Here is a 19,976-nt window from a genome sequence, read left to right as displayed (position 1 = left end):
TGTCCCATTGTGCTCTTGGGCAAGAACACAATAAGACAGGTTCTGCGTTTAGTTGCCGCGCTCTAAAAGTACCTGGCGCTTAATCCTTTCGTTGCTGTATGCGGCGTAATGAACGTTCGCGACGCGATTGTTCACGGCTGCGGTCCAGCAAGATTTCCTCAATGAAAGCCAGATGTCGGTGCGACGCTTCGCGCGCCTGCTCCGGTTCCCCGGCCATTATCGCCTCGAATACTCGGGTGCGATGGTTGCTTACCAGTGGGAGCATGTCCCGACGGGCATACAACAATTCAAAATTCTGACGAACGTTCTGGGCCAGCATGGGCTCCATGCAGCGTAGCAGATGGAGGAGCACCACATTGTGGGCCGCTTCGGTGACGGCAATTTGATACTGGACGACGGCGCTGGACTCGGCGTCTAAATCGCCGGACTGCTGTGCCCGTTCAATGGCCTGATGCAGTTCGCGGATACGCACGCGATCTTCATCAGTGCTGCGAAGAGCGGCGTAATAGGCCGCAATACCTTCAAGCGCGTGACGGGTCTCAAGCAGGTCAAACTGGGATTCTGGGTGGTCAGAGAGAAGTTCTACCAGCGGATCGCTGAAGCTCTGCCACAGGCTGTTTTGCACAAAGGTTCCGCCGCCCTGGCGACGAAGCAGCAAGCCCTTTGCTTCGAGACGTTGAATCGCCTCACGCAGAGAGGGACGCGAAACGTCGAACTGTTTTGCCAGCTCGCGTTCTGGCGGAAGTTTCTCACCCGGGCGCAGAGTCCCTTCGAGGATTAAAAACTCCAGCTGCTGCTCAATCACATCAGATAGTTTTGGTTGGCGAATTTTGCTGTAGGCCATATTCCCTGTCTTACGCCTTTTTGCCCGGAGTCAATTGGTCTTACCAATTTCTATTTCGTATCGCTAAAGTAACAAAGTATTCACCTTCTGTCCATATTGGTTTTGATTGAAATCAGTAAACGCTGCACATTTTAACAACCTTACAGAAATAACGTTTCAGAAATGTAACTTTGCACAAATGAGTTGATTACTACTAAAGAGGGCGTTTTAACCATAATGAAACGAGGGTTTTTGCAATCTGAAGCGATTCAACAAAGCAAATAATGAAATTTCGCCCACTTATGGCGCATTTCTATTCTATAGGTTGGGATACGAAGGGTGAGCGGAGCGATTTACAAATGCTTTCTTTTTATTCAACTCGTCATCCGTACGTCATAAAGCAGGTGCATTCGCAGGCACTTACCACTATTCTGGCGATTACGGAAGTCATCTACGATTTTTTCGGTATCATTAACCGTAAAGAAATAAATACAGAAAACGGACATTCATAATTACACACGCCCAGCGTGAACATAACAACCACACACGAGGTTTCAAATGGAAGCTCAACAGCACGGCGATCAGCTAAAGCGCGGCCTGAAAAACCGCCACATTCAGCTCATCGCATTGGGTGGTGCTATCGGTACCGGCCTGTTTCTGGGAAGCGCATCCGTTATCCAGTCTGCCGGCCCTGGCATTATTTTGGGTTACGCTATCGCAGGTTTTATTGCTTTTCTGATCATGCGTCAGTTAGGTGAAATGGTCGTTGAAGAACCCGTTGCCGGTTCTTTCAGTCACTTTGCCTATAAGTACTGGGGGAGCTTCGCGGGCTTCGCCTCTGGCTGGAATTACTGGGTGCTGTACGTACTCGTTGCCATGGCTGAACTTACCGCTGTCGGTAAGTACATTCAGTTCTGGTACCCGGAGATCCCAACCTGGGCCTCTGCTGCGGCCTTCTTCGTCATCATTAACGCCATCAACCTGACCAACGTCAAAGTGTTCGGCGAGATGGAGTTCTGGTTCGCCATCATCAAAGTTATCGCCGTTGTGGCCATGATCATCTTCGGTGGCTGGCTGCTGTTCAGCGGTAACGGTGGCCCGCAGGCGACCGTACGTAACCTGTGGGAACAGGGCGGATTCCTGCCACACGGCATGAGCGGCCTGGTAATGATGATGGCAATCATCATGTTCTCCTTCGGGGGGCTGGAGCTGGTGGGTATTACCGCCGCTGAAGCCGACAACCCGGAGCAGAGCATCCCGAAAGCCACTAACCAGGTTATCTACCGTATTCTGATCTTCTATGTGGGTTCACTGGCCGTACTGCTCTCTCTGCTGCCATGGACGCGCGTGACCGCGGATACCAGCCCGTTTGTGCTGATCTTCCACGAGCTGGGCGATACCTTCGTGGCAAACGCCCTGAACATCGTGGTGCTGACTGCAGCGCTGTCCGTTTACAACAGCTGCGTATACTGCAACAGCCGTATGCTGTTTGGTCTGGCTCAGCAAGGTAACGCCCCGAAAGCCCTGCTCAACGTCGACAAACGTGGTGTGCCGGTAAACACCATTATCGTATCGGCCATTGTGACGGCGCTGTGTGTACTGATTAACTATCTGGCCCCGGAATCCGCCTTCGGACTGCTGATGGCACTGGTGGTTTCGGCTCTGGTTATCAACTGGGCGATGATCAGCCTGGCGCACATCAAGTTCCGCCGCGCCAAACAGCAGCAAGGTGTGACTACGCGTTTCCCGGCTCTGCTTTATCCGCTGGGTAACTGGGTGTGTCTGCTGTTCATGGCCGCAGTGCTGGTCATCATGCTGATCACCCCGGGAATGGCGATTTCCGTGTACCTGATCCCGGTCTGGATAGCGATCCTCGGCGTGGGTTATCTGGTTAAACAGAAAAACGGCAACGCGGTGAAAGCACACTAATCTGCCCTTCCACTCTGCACGCCTTTTCCGGTGTGCAGAGTGTTGTTACCTTCCTCACAAATTCCCGCCAACAGCAATTTTATCCATATCACCGACGCGATACTGCAACGCATAAATTCCTTTGCCAGCAAATAATTCTCTCCATACCGCAATCTGGAGAGCAGTTAATGGATAACAGCAAACTGTCAGTAAAAGAAAAGATCGGCTATGGGATGGGAGACGCGGGATGCAACATCATCTTCGGCGCCATCATGTTGTTTGTTAACTATTTCTATACGGATATTTTTGGTCTGGCACCTGCACTGGTCGGCGTATTGCTGTTGTCTGTTCGTGTCATTGATGCCGTAACAGATCCTATTATGGGTGCTATCGCTGACCGTACCCGCAGTAAATATGGGCGGTTTCGTCCATGGCTGCTGTGGATCGCCGTCCCCTATGCACTGTTCAGTATCCTGATGTTCACCACGCCAGAGTGGAGCTATAACAGCAAAGTTATCTATGCCTTTGCCACCTACTTCCTGCTGTCGCTGACCTACACCGCCATCAACATTCCGTACTGCTCGCTGGGTGGCGTGATTACTAACGACCCTAAAGAGCGCGTCGCCTGTCAGTCTTATCGCTTCGTGATGGTCGGTATTGCGACGCTGCTGCTGTCACTCACCTTGCTGCCGATGGCCGACTGGTTTGGTGGGGATAACAAAGCCAAAGGTTACCAGATGGCGATGACCGTACTGGCGCTGATTGGTACCTGTATGTTCCTGTTCTGCTTCGCCACCGTCCGCGAGCGTGTACGCCCGGCGGTACAGACGCATGACGAATTGAAAAACGACCTGAAAGACGTGTGGAAGAACGATCAATGGGTGCGCATTCTGCTGTTAACCCTGTGCAACGTCTGTCCGGGTTTTATCCGCATGGCGGCGACCATGTATTACGTCACCTGGGTTATGGGCCAGAGCACCCACTTCGCCACCCTGTTTATCAGCCTCGGGGTGGTCGGCATGATGCTCGGCAGTATGCTGGCGAAAGTATTAACTGACCGCTGGTGTAAGCTGAAGGTGTTCTTCTGGACCAACATCGCGCTGGCAATTTTCTCCTGTGCATTCTATTTCTTCGACCCGAAAGCCACCGTCACCATCGTCGTGCTCTACTTCCTGCTGAATATCCTGCATCAAATCCCGTCGCCGCTGCACTGGTCGCTGATGGCTGATGTCGATGACTATGGCGAGTGGAAGACCGGAAAACGCATCACGGGTATCAGTTTCTCCGGCAACATCTTCTTCCTCAAGCTGGGGCTGGCGGTTGCCGGTGCAATGGTGGGCTTCCTGCTCTCCTGGTACGGTTACGATGCCGGTGCGAAAGCGCAGAGCGCGGACGCCATCAACGGTATTGTGCTGCTGTTCACGGTGATTCCGGGCGTTGGATATCTGATTACCGCGGGAGTGGTGCGTCTGCTGAAAGTGGACCGTGAAACCATGAAGCAGATCCAGTCCGATCTGCAAAAGCGTCGTAACAACTATCGCGAGCTGAACGATTATCCGGAACTCAAAGCCGCTGAGACAAAATAAGGAAAGCCTAATGCAAACCTGGCCAAACCCGTTTATTGAGCAACGCGCCGATCCGTACATTTTGTACCACGCGGGGCAATACTATTTTATTGCCTCCGTGCCGCAGTATGACAGGCTGGCGATCCGCCGCGCAGATTCGCTGGAAGGGCTGCGCAGCGCCGACGAAGTGGTGGTGTGGCGTAAACCCGACACCGGCCCTATGAGCGAGTTAATATGGGCGCCGGAGCTGCATCATATTGACGGTAAGTGGTACATCTACTTTGCAGCGGCACACACTCAGGCGCTCGACAGGCTCGGCATGTTCCAGCACCGCATGTTTGTGCTGGAATGTACTGACCGCGATCCGCTCGCGGGCACGTGGGAGGAGAAAGGTCAGGTCATCACGCCATTTGACACCTTTGCGCTGGATGCCACCACTTTTATGCACCAGGGGAAACGCTGGTATCTGTGGGCGCAAAAAGCCCCGGATATCTCCGGTAACTCCAACCTCTATCTGTGTGAAATGGAAAATCCGTGGACGCTAAAAGGCGAGCCGGTGATGCTCAGCAAGCCGGAGTATGACTGGGAGTGCCGTGGATTTTGGGTTAACGAAGGCCCGGCAGTACTGTTTCACGGCGACAAACTCTTCATCAGCTATTCCGCCAGCGCGACCGATGAGAACTACTGCATGGGTCTATTGTGGATCGATATGATCGCCGATCCGCAAAACCCGGCGAACTGGCAGAAATCTCCTCGCCCGGTATTCACCACCAGCGATGAAAATCGCCAGTATGGCCCAGGGCACAACAGCTTTACGCAGACGCCGGATGGGGAAGATGTGCTGGTGTATCACGCACGTAACTACACCGAAATTGAAGGCGATCCGCTTTACGATCCGAACCGTCATACCCGCCTTAAGCTTGTCCGCTGGGAAGAAAACGGGATGCCTGATTTCGGCATCCCGCCCGCGGATACGCTTTAGTCTTTGCGGCGCGCTGGCTTACACCAGCGTGCCGTAAATGGTCAGCAGCGCCACGACCACCACCACCACAAATGACGTTTTCTTCGCCATCGACACTGCAGCTTTTGGCGTTTCAATCTTATCGGTATGCGGCTCGCGCGCCAGAGAGAACTGAGCCAGACGCGTTAACACCTGGTACTGCGACGTATGGCGATCGGCAAGAGAAGCGAACCACGCAGGCAACGCTTTTTCACCGTGACCAATCAACGCATATACCACCCCCACGAACCGCACCGGGAGCCAGTCAAGCACGTGCAGGATGGCATCAATCCCGGACTGCAAGCGTTCATGCGGCGTCAGATAGCGGGCAAGCCAGGTTTGCCACGCCCGAAGAAAAGCATACCCCATCAGCAATACCGGTCCCCACGGGCCCCCCACCACAAACCAGAACAGCGGTGCCAGGTAGTAGCGGAAGTTAATCCACAGCAGTGCGTTTTGCAGCTCACGTAAAAAATCACGTTCATCGCAATCCGGTGGTACCCCATGGATCAGGGTCAGTTCGCTCGCCATCGCACTACGTGCATGGGCATCATCACGAGATGCCGCTTTAAGATAAGCGTGATAATGCAAACGTACCTTCCCCGCACCAATGCACAACACACCCAGCAGGATCCACACAACAAGTAGCGGCACGTTGAAAAAGAGTCCGTGCAGCGAGCGCAGCAGCAGAAACGTAATCACCATCACACCTGCCAGCATCAGCAGCGTGCGCAGCATGGAAAAGTGCTTAATCCGGCGGAAAAGCACCTCCAGCCGGTGATCCAGATGCCAGTGCTCGCCGAGTTTGAACAGGCGTTCGGCGATGATGACCAGCAGCATGGTAAACAACGTCATGTTATCTCCTTATTCTGACGGCGCAGTAAGCATGGCGCGAAACCGGGACCAGTCAAAGGCCGGGCCGGGATCGGTTTTTCTCGCCGGAGCGATATCACTGTGTCCCGTGATATTTTCGGCGATGGCCGGGTAGAGTCCAATAAGCGTTTTGGTTACAGTCACGAGCTGTTGATACTGTGAATCGGTATAAGGCACGGTATCAGTGCCTTCCAGCTCGATTCCTATAGAAAAATCGTTGCATCGTTCGCGCCCCTGGTACATCGACACCCCGGCATGCCAGGCGCGTTTATCAAAGGGAACATACTGAACGACTTCACCATCGCGACGAATCAGACAATGAGCCGACACGCGCAGATGTGCAATCTCAGCAAAGAAAGGATGGGCATCGGGATCTATCGTTCCTGTGAATAATGCATCGATCCACGGACCGCCAAACTCACCCGGCGGGAGACTAATATTATGAACAACCAGCAGTGTGGGCTTTTCATCCTCCGGGCGGCAGTCGTGGTGCGGCGAGGGCACATGCCGCGCATCCACCAGCCATCCGTTTTCTAACAACATGCTGGAACTCCTTATGTATGGTGCTGTTACTCGGTTCAGAGTAGCATGTTTCAATATTATGATTCGTTACCAATTTGGAGTTTTATCATGCCGCCTCGCCGCTACAACCCCGACCACCGACGTGAAGCGCTTCTGGAACGTATTAATATGGATATTCCGGCAAGCGTTGCCCATGCTTTGAAAGAAGATCTGGGCGGTGACATCAATGCCGAAAAGGATATTACTGCCCAATTATTGCCAAAAGAAGCACGTTCGCACGCGGTCATTATCACTCGTGAAGATGGCGTTTTTTGCGGCAAGCGCTGGGTTGAAGAGGTCTTTACCCAACTGGCGGGGGATGATGTGCAGATCACCTGGCATGTTGAAGACGGCGATGCGATTACGGCAAACCAGCCGCTGTTTGAGCTGAATGGTCCTTCACGCGTTTTGCTCACCGGTGAACGAACCGCGCTTAACTTCGTCCAGACCTTATCCGGGGTGGCAAGTGAAGTACGCCGCTACGTTGACCTGCTTGTCGGCACCCGTACGCAGTTACTGGATACCCGCAAAACACTGCCGGGCCTGCGTACGGCGCTGAAATACGCGGTGCTCTGTGGCGGCGGCGCAAACCATCGGCTGGGGTTGTCAGACGCGTTCCTGATTAAAGAGAACCATATTATTGCCTCGGGTTCGGTGCGTCAGGCGGTTGAAAAAGCCTTCTGGCTGCATCCGGATGTCCCTGTCGAAGTGGAAGTGGAAAACCTGGACGAGCTGGAGCAGGCAATTAAGGCCGGGGCCGATATCATCATGCTCGATAACTTCGAAACCGAGCAGATGCGTGAAGCAGTAAAACTGACTAACGGCCAGGCTCAGCTTGAGGTATCCGGCAACGTGACGTTCGATACTATCCGTGAATTCGCCGAGACCGGTGTTGATTACATCTCCGTCGGGGCGCTGACCAAACACGTGCGTGCTCTCGACCTCTCGATGCGCTTTAAATAGTGTCTTCTCCCCTCTCCGCCTGGAGAGGGGAATTTCAGCTCCGCTCGCAAATCCGTTGTCCTTCCCTGCAACATCAAATGAATTCTCTGAAGCCCCCTCCCCGTTCCCTTTTTTGTGCCTCGTACCTGCCCTTTTGCGCTGCCAGAGTAGCGCCATTCAACATAAGGAGCAGACATGGACAGACAACAGGGATTTACACTCATTGAGCTGATGGTGGTCATTGGCATTATTGCCATTCTGAGCGCCATCGGCGTACCCGCATACCAGAATTACCTGCGAAAAGCCGCGCTGACCGATATGCTGCAAACCTTCGTTCCCTACCGCACCGCCATTGAGCTTTGCGCACTGGATCATGGTGGGTTGGAACGTTGTGACGCGGGCAGTAACGGTATCCCTTCCCCTACCACAACGCGTTACGTCTCAGGAATGAGCGTGGCGAAAGGGATTGTGATCTTAACGGGACAAGAGAGTCTCAACGGGCTGGAGGTGGTCATGACGCCACAGTGGAACGACGGCAACGGCATGACGGGCTGGATGCGTGACTGCAACATCAGTGCTGACAGTACGCTTAAACAAGCTTGTGAAGATGTTTTCCGCTTCGACACTAACTGAGGAGCAGAGAATGAATACGGATCAACTCGTGGCACTCTGTCTGCGCCATCACGCTCTGCTGCTAACCAGTGATAGTGACATGATTAGCATCGCCGTCGTGGGAAACCCTGGCAGTGAGTTAATGGAAGCCCTGCGTTTCGCGACCCAAAAACGGATTGATATCGAATGCTGGAGCACTGAGCGTATGGAAAAACACCGGCAGTTAACGTCACAATCACATCTGCCTGTCGTTTCTCCTTCACATTCAGCAGTAGATATCCTCAACCACACGCTGCAACAGGCGATAAACCAACGCGCATCAGACATTCATATTGAACCGATGGAGCACGCATGTCAGATCCGCTTACGTATTGACGGCGTACTGTGCCCGCAACCTCCGCTTTCTGCAGCACTGGCAACCCAGTTCAGCGCGCGTTTAAAAGTGTTAAGTAACCTGGATATTGCCGAGCGCCGTTTACCGCAGGACGGTCAGTTTACGATTGAGCTGGCAAATGAGCCGATCTCATTTCGAATCGCCACGCTTCCCTGCAGCGGTGGCGAGAAAATTGTGCTGCGCCTGTTGCATCAGGTTCAGCAGGCTCTTGAGCCGAAAGCACTTGGTATGAGTACTGAACAACTGACCTGCTTTAACGACGCTCTTCATCAGCCACAGGGGCTGATTCTGGTCACGGGTCCCACAGGCAGCGGCAAAACGGTGACGCTTTACAGTGCGTTGCAAGCGCGCAACACGCCGGATGTTAACATCTGTAGCGTGGAGGATCCCATTGAGATCCCCCTTGCGGGATTAAACCAGACGCAGATTAATCCCCGCGCGGGCTTAACATTTCAGAGCGTGCTGAGAGCGCTGCTACGTCAGGATCCTGACATCATTATGGTCGGCGAAATTCGTGATGGTGAAACGGCTGAGATTGCCATTAATGCCGCCCAGACCGGGCATCTGGTGTTATCGACGCTGCACACTAACTCAACAACAGAAGCCCTGACTCGCCTGGAGCAGATGGGCGTGGCGCGCTGGATGATATCTTCCGCACTCTCGATGGTGATAGCTCAACGCCTGGTTCGTCGTCTGTGCCCACATTGTCGCCGGGAAGCCAGCGAAAACGCTGAATTACCTCGCTCAGTCTGGTGCAGACCGCTTCCACGCTGGCAACCCACAGGTTGCGATCGTTGCTATCACGGTTTCTATGGCCGCGTGGCCATTTTTGAAGTTCTTGCGATCGATAGTTTCCTGCGGCAGGCCATTGCCAGCGGCGCAGGAACCGAAGTGATAGAAGCAAGTGCCCGACAGGCAGGAATGCTTTCCCTGTTCGAACACGGCTGTATCGCGGTTGAACAGGGGCTGACCACGCTCGAAGAGTTGCTGCGCGTTCTGGGAATGCCCGATGGTTGCTAATCAACTCTGGCGCTGGCGAGCGCTTTCCATTGAAGGAGAGCCCCGGAGTGGAACACTCTGGGCGACAGACCGTAATGCGGCTTTCACCAGACTGATGCGTAACGAGTTGCATCCGCTGTCAGTGACCCGATGCTCACAGAAATACCGCTGGCGGCCACATCACTGCTACGAGATGTTTCGCCAGCTCGCGACTCTTATGCAGGCTGGGCTGACATTGTCCCATAGTCTGCAAATGCTGGCGGACCAGCATCCATTAAAGCCCTGGCAGGCACTCCTGCAAAGCATTGCCGATGAACTTGGTGAAGGATGCCCTTTTTCTGAGGCACTAAAGCGATGGCCTGCGGTCTTTAGCCCATTGCATGTCTCGATGGTGAAAACCGGTGAACTAACAGGAAAACTGGAGGAGTGCTGCCGCCGGCTAGCACAGCAACAAAAGTCTCAGCAGCAGCTCAGTGCAAAAGTGAAAAAGGCACTGCGCTATCCGGTGATAATCCTGATGCTGGCTGTAATCGTCGTGCTGGCGATGGTCACTCTGGTCTTACCTGAATTTGCCGCTATCTACAGGACGTTTAATACCCCGCTTCCGAAACTGACACAGATTGTCATGGGGATGGCCGCCTTTATGCAGTCATATTTCCTCGCACTGTTCTCGGGACTGCTTGTACCTGTGGCTGCCGCCTGGATTCTGCGAAATGACCCTCGCTGGCAATGCATCTTGCTGCATACTCCCGTCATGGGCGCACTGGCAAAAGGCCAAAAACTGGGACAGATCTTTACCGTGCTGTCGCTTACACAACAGGCGGGTATTCCCTTTTTACAGGGGCTGGAGAGCGCGGAGGAAACCGTTGAAAGTTGTTACTGGCGGGGGATACTCCGCTGCGTTCGGGAGGACATTGAAAAAGGTCTCCCCATATGGTCATCCTTCCAGAAGACGGCAATCTTTACCCCGCTGTGTATTCAGCTTTTACGAACCGGTGAAATGTCAGGTGCGTTGGACGTCATGCTGAAGAACCTTGCCCACCATCACACGGAGCAAACCTTCCAGCAGGCAGATAACCTGGCGGCACTTCTGGAGCCTTTGCTTCTGATTGTGACGGGAGTCATCATCGGTACACTGGTGGTGGCAATGTACCTGCCTATTTTCCATCTGGGGGATGCGATGAGTGCAGGATAATGCTGGCGCACGGGCATGCGCCAGCTGAAGCTATTACAGACTGTTGAACACGCGGTTTTCCTGCTCCTGAACGCGGATAAACGTAGTACGTTTCGTCAGCTCTTTCAGACGGGATGCCCCAACATAGGTGCAGGCTGAGCGTAAGCCGCCAAGGATATCGCGCGCAGTGTTTTCGACCGGGCCACGCAGTGGCAGCTTCACGGTTTTGCCTTCAGCCGCGCGGTATTTTGCTACGCCACCGACGTGACGGGTCATCGCAGATTCAGAGCTCATCCCGTAGAACAGCATAAATTTCTCGCCATTCTCTTCAACCACTGTGCCACCACTCTCTTCGTGGCCTGCCAGCATACCGCCGAGCATCACGAAGTCTGCGCCGCCGCCAAAGGCCTTCGCAACATCACCCGGCATGGTGCAACCGCCGTCGCTGATGATTTGGCCGCCCAGACCATGCGCAGCATCAGCGCACTCAATCACGGCGGAAAGCTGCGGATAACCGACACCGGTTTTAACGCGCGTGGTGCATACGGAACCCGGGCCAATGCCTACTTTCACAATGTCGGCACCGGAAAGGATCAGCTCTTCACACATTTCGCCGGTCACCACGTTACCCGCGATGATGGTTTTGGTCGGCCAGGCTTCGCGAGCCTTGCTGACAAACTGCACGAAGTGCTCGGAATAGCCGTTCGCCACATCAATACAGACGAAGTTTAGTGCTGGATTCGCATTCAGGATCTGTTTGGTCTTCTCAAAATCCGCATCGGATGTACCGGTAGAAACCATGACATGCTTAACCACATCGTCTGAAGCTGACGCAACAAATGCATTCCACTCTTCAGGAGAGTAGTGCTTATGCACAGCGGTGAGGACATCAAATTTTGCCAGCGCCGTTGCCATTTCAAATGTGCCCACAGTGTCCATGTTGGCAGCAATGATTGGCACACCAGACCAGGTCTGACCGGAATGTTTAAAGGTGAATTGACGTTCAAGTTCAACGTCTGAGCGACTTTTCAGTGTAGAGCGTTTAGGGCGGATAAGAACGTCTTTGAAACCTAACTTCAGATCTTCTTCAATACGCATGTGCGGATTCCTGGGGTTAGAGGCAAATATGTTAAAAGCACAACTCCAGTGACGTTATCATACGCACTAATACCTGCTCCGCAAGACTGCGAAATTCTCTTTTTTTACGCTACAATCCTATAAATTTACCTGGTAAAAAGCCGGTAAACGGGGCTAAACAGTTGCTGGGGCACCTAAGAGTTTTAATCAACTGATTTTAATAATGAATAATTCCCAGGATTTGATTTAATGGGGTATATCGTTGCATTAACCGGCGGCATCGGTAGTGGCAAAAGTACCGTTGCGGACGCTTTCTCTCGTCTGGGTATCACGATTATTGATGCCGATATCATTGCCCGCCAGGTGGTAGAGCCTAATACACCCGCGCTAAAGGCCATCGCAGAACATTTTGGTCAGGCAATCATCAATGCCGATGGCACTCTGAATCGCCGTCAGCTTCGCGAATGCATTTTTTCTGATTCTGCGGAAAAAGTCTGGCTTAATGCCTTGCTCCACCCCATTATCCACCAGGAAACCCAGCGTCAGATTGCCGCAGCCAGCTCACCCTATGTATTGTGGGTAGTTCCGTTACTGGTGGAAAATCAGTTGCAGAAAAAAGCCGACCGGGTGCTGGTGATTGATGTCTCTCCCGAAACGCAAATCCAGCGCACCATGATGCGCGACCGCGTCTCGCGTGAACATGCTGAACAAATTCTTGCCGCTCAGGCCACGCGCGATCAGCGCCTTGCCGTGGCGGATGATGTTATTGATAATAACGGCGCACCAGATGCCATTGCATCGGATGTTGCCCGTCTGCACGCGCAGTATCTGACGTTTGCCGCGCAGACCGTTGCACAGGAAAAACCATAATGTCGACTCACATCCTTTTTGAGCATCCGCTCAACGAAAAAATGCGTACCTGGTTACGTATCGAATTTCTCATTCAACAGCTTTCACAGCATCTCCCTGTCAACGATCATGCCACGGCGTTACACTTCTTCCGTAACGTGGGCGATCTACTGGATGTGATTGAACGCGGAGATGTCCGCACAGAATTGCTCAAAGAGCTGGAGCGCCAGCAACGTAAATTGCAGGCCTGGACTGAGGTCCCCGGTGTCGACCAAAGCCGTATCGACGATCTCCGCCAGCAGTTGAAAGCCAGCAGCACCCTTCTGATGGCCGCGCCACGCGTTGGACAATTTTTGCGTGAAGACCGCCTGATTGGCCTGGTCCGCCAGCGTCTGAGTATCCCTGGCGGTTGCTGTAGTTTCGATCTCCCGACGCTTCATATGTGGCTGCATATGCCGCAAGCTCAACGTGATGCACAGGTGAATAGCTGGCTGGCGAGTCTGGAGCCGATGCACCAGACGCTGTCGCTTATCCTCGATCTGATCCGTAACTCAGCCCCATTCCGTAAGCAAACCAGCCTGAACGGTTTCTACCAGGATAACGGTGATGATGCCGATCTTCTACGCCTGAACTTATCGCTTGGCGAACAGCTTTACCCACAAATTTCCGGACATAAAAGTCGTTTCGCCATTCGCTTTATGCCGCTGGACAGTGAAAATGGCACCGTGCCAGAACGTCTCGATTTTGAACTGGCCTGTTGTTGAGGAGTACCGATGTCTGACGTAACCACCGTAAACTGCCCGACCTGTGGCAAAACCGTTGTCTGGGGCGAAATGAGCCCATTCCGCCCATTCTGCTGTAAACGCTGTCAGTTGATTGATCTGGGAGAATGGGCAGCGGAGGAGAAACGCATTCCGAGTGAAGGCGATCTCACGGATAGCGATGACTGGAGCGAGAACCAGCAGTAACGTATAAAGCCTGCTGGCGCTTCGCTTAGCAGGCCTACCTGTTTGCCACTAATCGGCGAATCACAGGCTCATTAGCCGGTGGGAATTTTTCGGCATCACTTACCTGAAGTTCAACCCAATTACCCGGTTGTCCCTCTTTCCCCCAGGGTTCACCTTCCCAGCTTTCTACCAGCCAGAACCATAGCGTGATGTGCCTGTCCGGAAACTGGTATTCGAGCTTATCAAACAGCGTTGCGCCAAGTGGAGTAATCCCCACCTCTTCCTGCAGTTCGCGAACCAGCGCCTCTTCCGGCGTTTCACCTGATTCGATTTTCCCCCCCGGAAACTCCCATTTGTTCGCCATATGGGCGTCAGCCGCGCGCTGGGTAATGAAGATTTGGTTTTGCGGGTTGCGAATAATCCCGACGGCAATTTGCAGTATTTTCATAGTGTCACTTCCATAAAAAAGGCGCAGATGTCTGCGCCTTTTTGCTTTTTCATGAACTTAGTTCAGACGGCCGTGGCACGCCTTGTATTTTTTACCGGAACCACATGGGCACGGATCGTTACGGCCCACTTTACGATCGCCCGTCTGCGCTGCGATCGCCGCTGCGGCTTCACTGTCATCAGTCTGGTGGCTCAGCTGTTGCATCTGCGCCAGACGCTCAGCTTCTTCGCGACGCTGCTGCTCCATCGCTTCCACTTCTTCCGGCATACGCACCTGAACCTTGCTCAGGGTGCTGATCACTTCATATTTCAGCGACTCCAGCATCGACGCAAACATCGAGAAGGATTCACGCTTATATTCCTGCTTCGGATCTTTCTGTGCATAGCCACGCAGGTGGATACCCTGACGCAGGTAGTCCATCGCCGCCAGGTGCTCTTTCCACAGTGAGTCCAGGGTCTGCAGCATTACACCTTTTTCGAAGTGACGCATCATCTCGGCGCCAACAACCTCTTCCTTACGCTTGTAGACATCCAGCGCAGTTTCGTAAATACGTTCGCGCAGCGTCTCTTCATGCAGCTCAGGCTCTTTGTCCAGCCACTCTTTGATTGGCAGATCGAGGTCAAAGTCGTTTTTCAGACGTTCCTGGAGACCTTCGATATCCCACATCTCTTCCAGAGACTGCGGTGGAATATGCGCGTCGATAGTCGCTTTGAATACGTCTTCGCGAATGCTGTTAATGGTTTCGCTCACGTCAGACACGTCCAGCAGTTCGTTACGCTGGGTGTAGATCGCACGACGCTGATCGTTAGCCACATCATCATATTCCAGCAGCTGCTTACGAATATCAAAGTTGCGGCTTTCCACTTTACGCTGCGCGTTTGCAATCGCTTTAGTGACCCACGGGTGCTCGATGGCTTCGCCTGGTTTCATGCCCAGCTTACGCATCATGCCGGATACACGGTCAGAGGCGAAAATACGCATCAGCGCATCTTCCATAGACAGGTAGAAGCGGGAAGAACCGGCATCACCCTGACGACCCGCACGACCACGCAGCTGGTTATCAATACGACGAGATTCGTGACGCTCGGTACCGATAATGTGCAAACCACCGGATGCCAGAACCGCGTCATGACGAACCTGCCAGTCGGCTTTGATCTGCGCAATCTGTTCTGGCGTTGGGTTTTCCAGTTCAGCCACTTCAGCCTGCCAGCTACCGCCAAGCATAATATCGGTACCACGGCCCGCCATGTTGGTGGCAATGGTCACCGCAGCCGGATAACCCGCCTGCGCAACGATATCTGCTTCTTTAGCGTGGAATTTAGCGTTCAGAACGTTGTGTTTGATACCCGCTTTAGTCAGCTCGTGAGAAACCACTTCGGATTTCTCGATGGAGATGGTCCCTACCAGAACCGGCTGACCATTCGCAGTACGATCGCGAATATCTTCGATGATCGCCTGAATTTTTTCCGCTTCGGTCATGTACACCAGGTCCGGCATATCCTTACGGATCATTGGACGGTTGGTTGGCACCACCACGGTATCCAGCTTATAGATGGAGCTGAATTCAAACGCTTCGGTATCGGCAGTACCGGTCATGCCCGCCAGCTTCTCGTACAGACGGAAGTAGTTCTGGAAGGTGATAGACGCCAGCGTCTGGTTTTCATTCTGAATATCCACACCTTCTTTGGCTTCCACAGCCTGGTGCAGGCCATCAGACCAGCGACGCCCCTGCATGGTACGGCCGGTGTGTTCATCGACGATGATCACTTCGCCGTCTTTTACGATGTAGTCGACGTCGCGGGTAAACAGGGCATGGGCACGCAGGGCTGCGGTCACGTGGTGCATCAGCATGATGTTGCTCGGAGAGTACAGAGACTCTCCCTCTTCCATGATGCCTTCAGCGACCAGCAGTTCTTCAATTTTCACCAGACCACGCTCGGTCAGGTTCACCTGGCGCGCTTTTTCATCAACGGAGAAGTGGCCTTCACCCTGGAAGGTATCGGAGTCTTCTTTCTCCTGACGCAGCAGGTGTGGAATGATTTTGTCGACTTTACGGTACATCTCAGAGCTGTCTTCAGCCGGGCCGGAGATAATCAGCGGAGTACGCGCTTCATCGATCAGGATGGAGTCCACCTCATCCACCAGCGCATAGTGCAGCTTACGCTGTACGCGCTCTTCCGGGCTGAACGCCATGTTGTCACGCAGGTAGTCGAAACCGTATTCGTTGTTCGTACCGTAGGTAATATCCGCGTTATACGCGTCACGCTTGGCTGGCGCAGGCAGACCAGACATGTTGATGCCGACAGTCATACCGAGGAATTCGAACAGTGGACGGTTGTTTTCGGCGTCACGCTGTGCCAGATAGTCGTTGACGGTGACGACGTGAACGCCTTTACCGGTCAGCGCGTTCAGGTATGCCGGCAGCGTTGCGGTCAGGGTTTTACCTTCACCGGTACGCATTTCCGCGATGCAGCGTTCGTTGAGCACCATACCCCCCAGCAGCTGAACATCGAAGTGGCGCATGCCGAACACACGCTTGCTCGCTTCACGGACCACGGCAAAAGCTTCCGGGATCAGGCTTTCTAAGGTTTCACCTTTTTCCAGACGCGCACGGAATTCTGCCGTTTTGGCTTTCAGCTCGTCATCAGAGAGCTTCTCCATCGCCGGTTCCATACCGTTGATGACTGCGACGGCTTTGCGCATACGGCGCAGGGTACGATCGTTACGACTACCGAAAACTTTGGTTAATAATTTGATTAGCATAATAAATTCTCAAACGCCCCATCGTGGGCAGATAAATTAAGGTATTGAAAAAGTTAATTTAGCTGAGGCGTTGCGGCCCGGCGCGAATACCGTGAACCTGGCTAATCCATGTTGAAACGGAGAATGAGGCAGGAGAAACGAACGCGAATCGCGCCGTCTGACGCACCATGACCGGTGGCTGGCTATCCTGAGTGAGCAGCGCATTGAGCGTATCGAGCAGGGCAAGATGCTGAGCCTGCTCCGGCCGCGCCGTTTCAGCAACAGGCATTGCCTGCGGTGCCATCGCAAATGACAAATGGCGGATAACCGTGCGAATGGCGTGCTGGTGCCAGTAATCTACTGAGAAATTCGGGCGGCGACTGGCTTCAAGCCACGCGAGGTTCGTAAAGTTAACCCGCGTATTGAGATCGTGTTTGGTTGTGGAGGTTTTCGGCGGTGTCGCTGCTTCAGCACTGTTACTGAGCGCAGGCAAGCCGAGACTCGCCGCGACCATCCCTAATAAGAGATGCGGCCAGAAGTAACGTCTGCCAAATTGTCGCCAGCGCGTCAGTATTCCGCTCACTTGCTCCACCACATAAGTCAGCCTTTACAAGCTGAAGTCAGTTATTCTTTTAAGCGCCCAGATATTACCACTAAAGCCAATACACAGCAGCAGGAATGACATGCTACTGCGGGGAAAAACGGTCAAGAATGCAGCTAACGCACAGATTTTCAACGTATGGCAACGGATTGAGGGACTGAGGGCAAAAATGAAGATAGGTATAAATAAAAATGACTGGTTCCCCTGGTCGGAGAGAGTACCAGGTTAACCAGTCGATTTTTTACGAAACGGCTTGTACCGTTACGCCAGAACCGTGCTTGGTGCTTTGAACGCCAGAGGCAGCTCTGCTTCGTCTTCGAAGGTCACATATTCCCAGGCTTCCTGTTTTGCCAGGACGGCCTGCAACAGTTTGTTGTTCAGCGCATGACCGGATTTGAACGCGGTAAATGCACCAATGATGTTGTGACCACACATGAACAGGTCGCCAATAGCGTCCAGCATTTTGTGACGAACGAATTCATCTTCGAAACGCAGGCCGTCTTCGTTCAGTACGCGATAATCGTCAACAACGATGGCACAATCGAAGCTGCCGCCCAGGCACAGGCCGCGGGACTGCAGATATTCGATATCACGCATGAAGCCAAATGTACGGGCACGGCTGATCTGGCGCATGAATGCATCAGCAGAGAAGTTCATCGCATAGCGTTGGGTGCTGGAATCAATCGCCGGATGGTTAAAGTCGATGGTAAAGTCCAACGAGAAACCATTGTACGGTTTGAATTCAGCCCACTTGTCGCCATCTTCGACACGAACGGTCTCTTTGATGCGAACAAATTTCTTCGCGCAGTTCAGTTCTTCGATGCCGGCATCCAGCAACAGATAAACGAACGGAGCAGCACTGCCATCCATAATCGGGATTTCTGGCGCATCAACTTCAACAATAATGTTGTCGATACCCAGACCCGCCAGGGCGGCGTTCAGGTGCTCTACGGTAGAAATCCGCACGTCATGCTCGTTCACCAGACAAGTACAGAGCATAGTATCACGCACAGATTTGGCATCGGCCGGAAAATCTACCGGTGGATTCAAGTCGGTGCGACGATAGATGACCCCGGTATTGGCCGGCGCAGGGCGTAACGTCAGTGTGACTTTTTTGCCGGTATGTAAACCGACGCCAGTCGCCTGAACGATACGTTTAAGTGTCCTTTGTTTGATCATCGTATAATCTCGCCAAATTAACTATCCGACCGAGAGTGTATATCACTAACGGTGGGCCAGTTTAGCACAAAGAGCGCAAATCCCCAAATTCCAGCCAATTCTTAGTCAGCTTGCTTACGCAGGAACGCCGGGATATCCAGATAATCTGGCTCTTTCGCGGTTTGCGGTGTTGGGTCATTAACCACTTTCGCGGCCGGTTTCTGCTCCTGAGTCAAAGGAGACATACCGTGCTGCTGGTAACGGTCCATTACCGGTTGCTGAGTCTGTTTGTTAGTCACCAGCGTGATTTCAGGACGCTTGTCCATACCGATACCGGTGGCAACCACAGTCACGCGGAGTTCGTCGTTCATTTCCGGATCAAGGGAAGTACCGATTACCACAGTCGCATTGTCAGAGGCGAACGCACGAATGGTGTTACCCACGGTTTCGAACTCATCCAGACGCAGGTCAAAGCCAGCGGTAATGTTGACCAGCACGCCGCGCGCACCAGACAAGTCGATATCTTCCAGCAGTGGAGAAGAGATAGCCATTTCAGCCGCTTCTTCTGCACGGTCTTCACCGCTCGCCACGCCAGAGCCCATCATCGCGTAGCCCATTTCGGACATCACGGTGCGAACGTCTGCAAAGTCAACGTTCATCAGGCCAGGACGGGTGATCAGTTCGGCGATACCCTGAACCGCGCCTTTCAGCACGTCGTTTGCTGCGCCAAAGGCGTCCAGCAGGGAGATACCGCGGCCCAGAACTTTCAACAGCTTGTCGTTCGGGATGGTGATCAGAGAGTCCACATGTTTGGACAGCTCGGTGATACCCTGCTCCGCAAAGGCCATGCGCTTCTTGCCTTCAAAGTTGAAAGGCTTGGTCACAACAGCAACGGTCAGGATACCTAAATCTTTCGCAACTTCAGCCACAACAGGTGCAGCACCAGTACCGGTACCGCCGCCCATGCCTGCTGCGATGAAGACCATGTCCGCACCTTCCAGTGCAGCACGCAGGGCTTCACGATCTTCTTCAGCCGCATTGCGACCGACTTCCGGGTTAGCCCCAGCGCCCAGCCCTTTGGTGATACCACCGCCGATCTGGATAGTCTGGCCAACAGCCGTTTTACGCAGTGCCTGCGCATCGGTGTTAACCGCAAAGAATTCAACGCCTTCAATGCGCTCGCGCACCATATGCTCTACGGCGTTACCGCCGCCGCCACCGACGCCGATGACTTTAATCACCGCGTCGTTGGTCAGTTCCATAGGTTCAAACATAATTTCTCTCTCCGTTGTGCCTGTCGCCC

At 53.3% G+C, this 19,976-nt stretch carries 19 protein-coding genes; 10 read left to right on the top strand and 9 right to left on the bottom strand.

Going from position 1 to position 19,976, the window contains the following annotated elements; genetic code table 11:
- Positions 1–79: 79 nt before the first annotated feature.
- The gene (gene pdhR / locus LCD46_03795) at positions 80–844 is read right to left on the bottom strand and encodes a pyruvate dehydrogenase complex transcriptional repressor PdhR (GenBank protein UOY71470.1); all 765 of its coding nucleotides are present in this window, start codon (positions 842–844) and stop codon (positions 80–82) included.
- A gap of 537 nt (positions 845–1,381) precedes the next feature.
- Here pdhR and aroP point away from each other — a divergent pair.
- The 3 genes from aroP (at position 1,382) to LCD46_03780 (ending at position 5,278) form a co-directional block, all read left to right on the top strand.
- The gene (aroP, locus tag LCD46_03790; protein UOY71469.1) at positions 1,382–2,752 is read left to right on the top strand and encodes an aromatic amino acid transporter AroP; all 1,371 of its coding nucleotides are present in this window, start codon (positions 1,382–1,384) and stop codon (positions 2,750–2,752) included.
- Between the two features lie 167 nt (positions 2,753–2,919).
- On the top strand, positions 2,920–4,317 hold the full coding sequence (locus LCD46_03785; GenBank protein UOY71468.1) for an MFS transporter: 1,398 nt from the start codon (positions 2,920–2,922) through the stop codon (positions 4,315–4,317).
- Positions 4,318–4,327: 10 nt separating this feature from the next.
- Positions 4,328–5,278, top strand: a complete 951-nt coding sequence (locus LCD46_03780) for a family 43 glycosylhydrolase (protein ID UOY71467.1) — start codon at positions 4,328–4,330, stop codon at positions 5,276–5,278.
- Between the two features lie 18 nt (positions 5,279–5,296).
- On the opposite strand, the gene ampE is transcribed toward LCD46_03780, so the two are convergent.
- A complete protein-coding gene (ampE, locus tag LCD46_03775; protein UOY71466.1) occupies positions 5,297–6,151 on the bottom strand; it encodes a beta-lactamase regulator AmpE in 855 nt (284 codons plus the stop codon).
- Between the two features lie 9 nt (positions 6,152–6,160).
- Entirely contained in the window at positions 6,161–6,712 is a 552-nt protein-coding gene (ampD, locus tag LCD46_03770; GenBank protein UOY71465.1) for a 1,6-anhydro-N-acetylmuramyl-L-alanine amidase AmpD, read from the bottom strand.
- Positions 6,713–6,799: 87 nt separating this feature from the next.
- Here ampD and nadC point away from each other — a divergent pair, with 87 nt between their 5' ends.
- The 4 genes from nadC (at position 6,800) to hofC (ending at position 10,872) form a co-directional block, all read left to right on the top strand.
- Positions 6,800–7,693 carry a carboxylating nicotinate-nucleotide diphosphorylase gene (nadC, locus tag LCD46_03765; protein UOY71464.1) on the top strand — a complete coding sequence of 298 codons (894 nt, stop codon included), beginning with the start codon at positions 6,800–6,802 and terminating at the stop codon, positions 7,691–7,693.
- Positions 7,694–7,867: 174 nt separating this feature from the next.
- Positions 7,868–8,305 (top strand): prepilin peptidase-dependent pilin, encoded by a 438-nt coding sequence (gene ppdD, locus LCD46_03760; GenBank protein ID UOY71463.1) that lies wholly within the window; start codon positions 7,868–7,870, stop codon positions 8,303–8,305.
- Positions 8,306–8,315: 10 nt separating this feature from the next.
- On the top strand, positions 8,316–9,698 hold the full coding sequence (gene gspE / locus LCD46_03755; protein UOY71462.1) for a type II secretion system protein GspE: 1,383 nt from the start codon (positions 8,316–8,318) through the stop codon (positions 9,696–9,698).
- Positions 9,688–10,872, top strand: coding sequence for a protein transport protein HofC (hofC, locus tag LCD46_03750; GenBank protein ID UOY71461.1), 1,185 nt, complete (start codon positions 9,688–9,690; stop codon positions 10,870–10,872). Before gspE ends, hofC begins: the two co-directional genes overlap by 11 nt.
- A 33-nt stretch (positions 10,873–10,905) precedes the next feature.
- On the opposite strand, the gene LCD46_03745 is transcribed toward hofC, so the two are convergent.
- Positions 10,906–11,949, bottom strand: coding sequence for a GMP reductase (locus LCD46_03745; protein UOY71460.1), 1,044 nt, complete (start codon positions 11,947–11,949; stop codon positions 10,906–10,908).
- A gap of 228 nt (positions 11,950–12,177) precedes the next feature.
- On the opposite strand from LCD46_03745, the gene coaE reads away from it, so the two are divergent.
- The 3 genes from coaE to yacG are packed head-to-tail and all read left to right on the top strand — an operon-like array spanning position 12,178 to position 13,745.
- Positions 12,178–12,798, top strand: coding sequence for a dephospho-CoA kinase (coaE, locus tag LCD46_03740; GenBank protein ID UOY71459.1), 621 nt, complete (start codon positions 12,178–12,180; stop codon positions 12,796–12,798).
- A complete protein-coding gene (gene zapD / locus LCD46_03735; GenBank protein UOY71458.1) occupies positions 12,798–13,541 on the top strand; it encodes a cell division protein ZapD in 744 nt (247 codons plus the stop codon). Before coaE ends, zapD begins: the two co-directional genes overlap by 1 nt.
- A 9-nt stretch (positions 13,542–13,550) precedes the next feature.
- Positions 13,551–13,745, top strand: coding sequence for a DNA gyrase inhibitor YacG (yacG, locus tag LCD46_03730; GenBank protein ID UOY71457.1), 195 nt, complete (start codon positions 13,551–13,553; stop codon positions 13,743–13,745).
- A gap of 34 nt (positions 13,746–13,779) precedes the next feature.
- On the opposite strand, the gene mutT is transcribed toward yacG, so the two are convergent.
- The 5 genes from mutT to ftsZ form a co-directional block, all read right to left on the bottom strand.
- Positions 13,780–14,172: an 8-oxo-dGTP diphosphatase MutT gene (gene mutT / locus LCD46_03725; protein UOY71456.1), complete on the bottom strand. Its 393-nt coding sequence runs from the start codon at positions 14,170–14,172 to the stop codon at positions 13,780–13,782.
- Positions 14,173–14,229: 57 nt separating this feature from the next.
- Entirely contained in the window at positions 14,230–16,935 is a 2,706-nt protein-coding gene (secA, locus tag LCD46_03720; protein UOY71455.1) for a preprotein translocase subunit SecA, read from the bottom strand.
- Positions 16,936–16,993: 58 nt separating this feature from the next.
- Positions 16,994–17,497: a secA translation cis-regulator SecM gene (gene secM, locus LCD46_03715; GenBank protein ID UOY71454.1), complete on the bottom strand. Its 504-nt coding sequence runs from the start codon at positions 17,495–17,497 to the stop codon at positions 16,994–16,996.
- Positions 17,498–17,776: 279 nt separating this feature from the next.
- Complete coding sequence (gene lpxC / locus LCD46_03710; protein ID UOY71453.1) at positions 17,777–18,694, bottom strand: UDP-3-O-acyl-N-acetylglucosamine deacetylase; 918 nt, start codon at positions 18,692–18,694, stop codon at positions 17,777–17,779.
- Positions 18,695–18,795: 101 nt separating this feature from the next.
- The gene (gene ftsZ, locus LCD46_03705; GenBank protein UOY71452.1) at positions 18,796–19,947 is read right to left on the bottom strand and encodes a cell division protein FtsZ; all 1,152 of its coding nucleotides are present in this window, start codon (positions 19,945–19,947) and stop codon (positions 18,796–18,798) included.
- Positions 19,948–19,976 lie beyond the last annotated feature (29 nt).

The sequence above is a fragment of the Enterobacter ludwigii genome, from assembly GCA_023023105.1.
Classification (GTDB): Bacteria; Pseudomonadota; Gammaproteobacteria; order Enterobacterales; family Enterobacteriaceae; genus Enterobacter; species Enterobacter adelaidei.
Note: the sequence above shows the minus strand (reverse complement) of the source record. Positions and strands in the feature narration are given on the sequence as shown.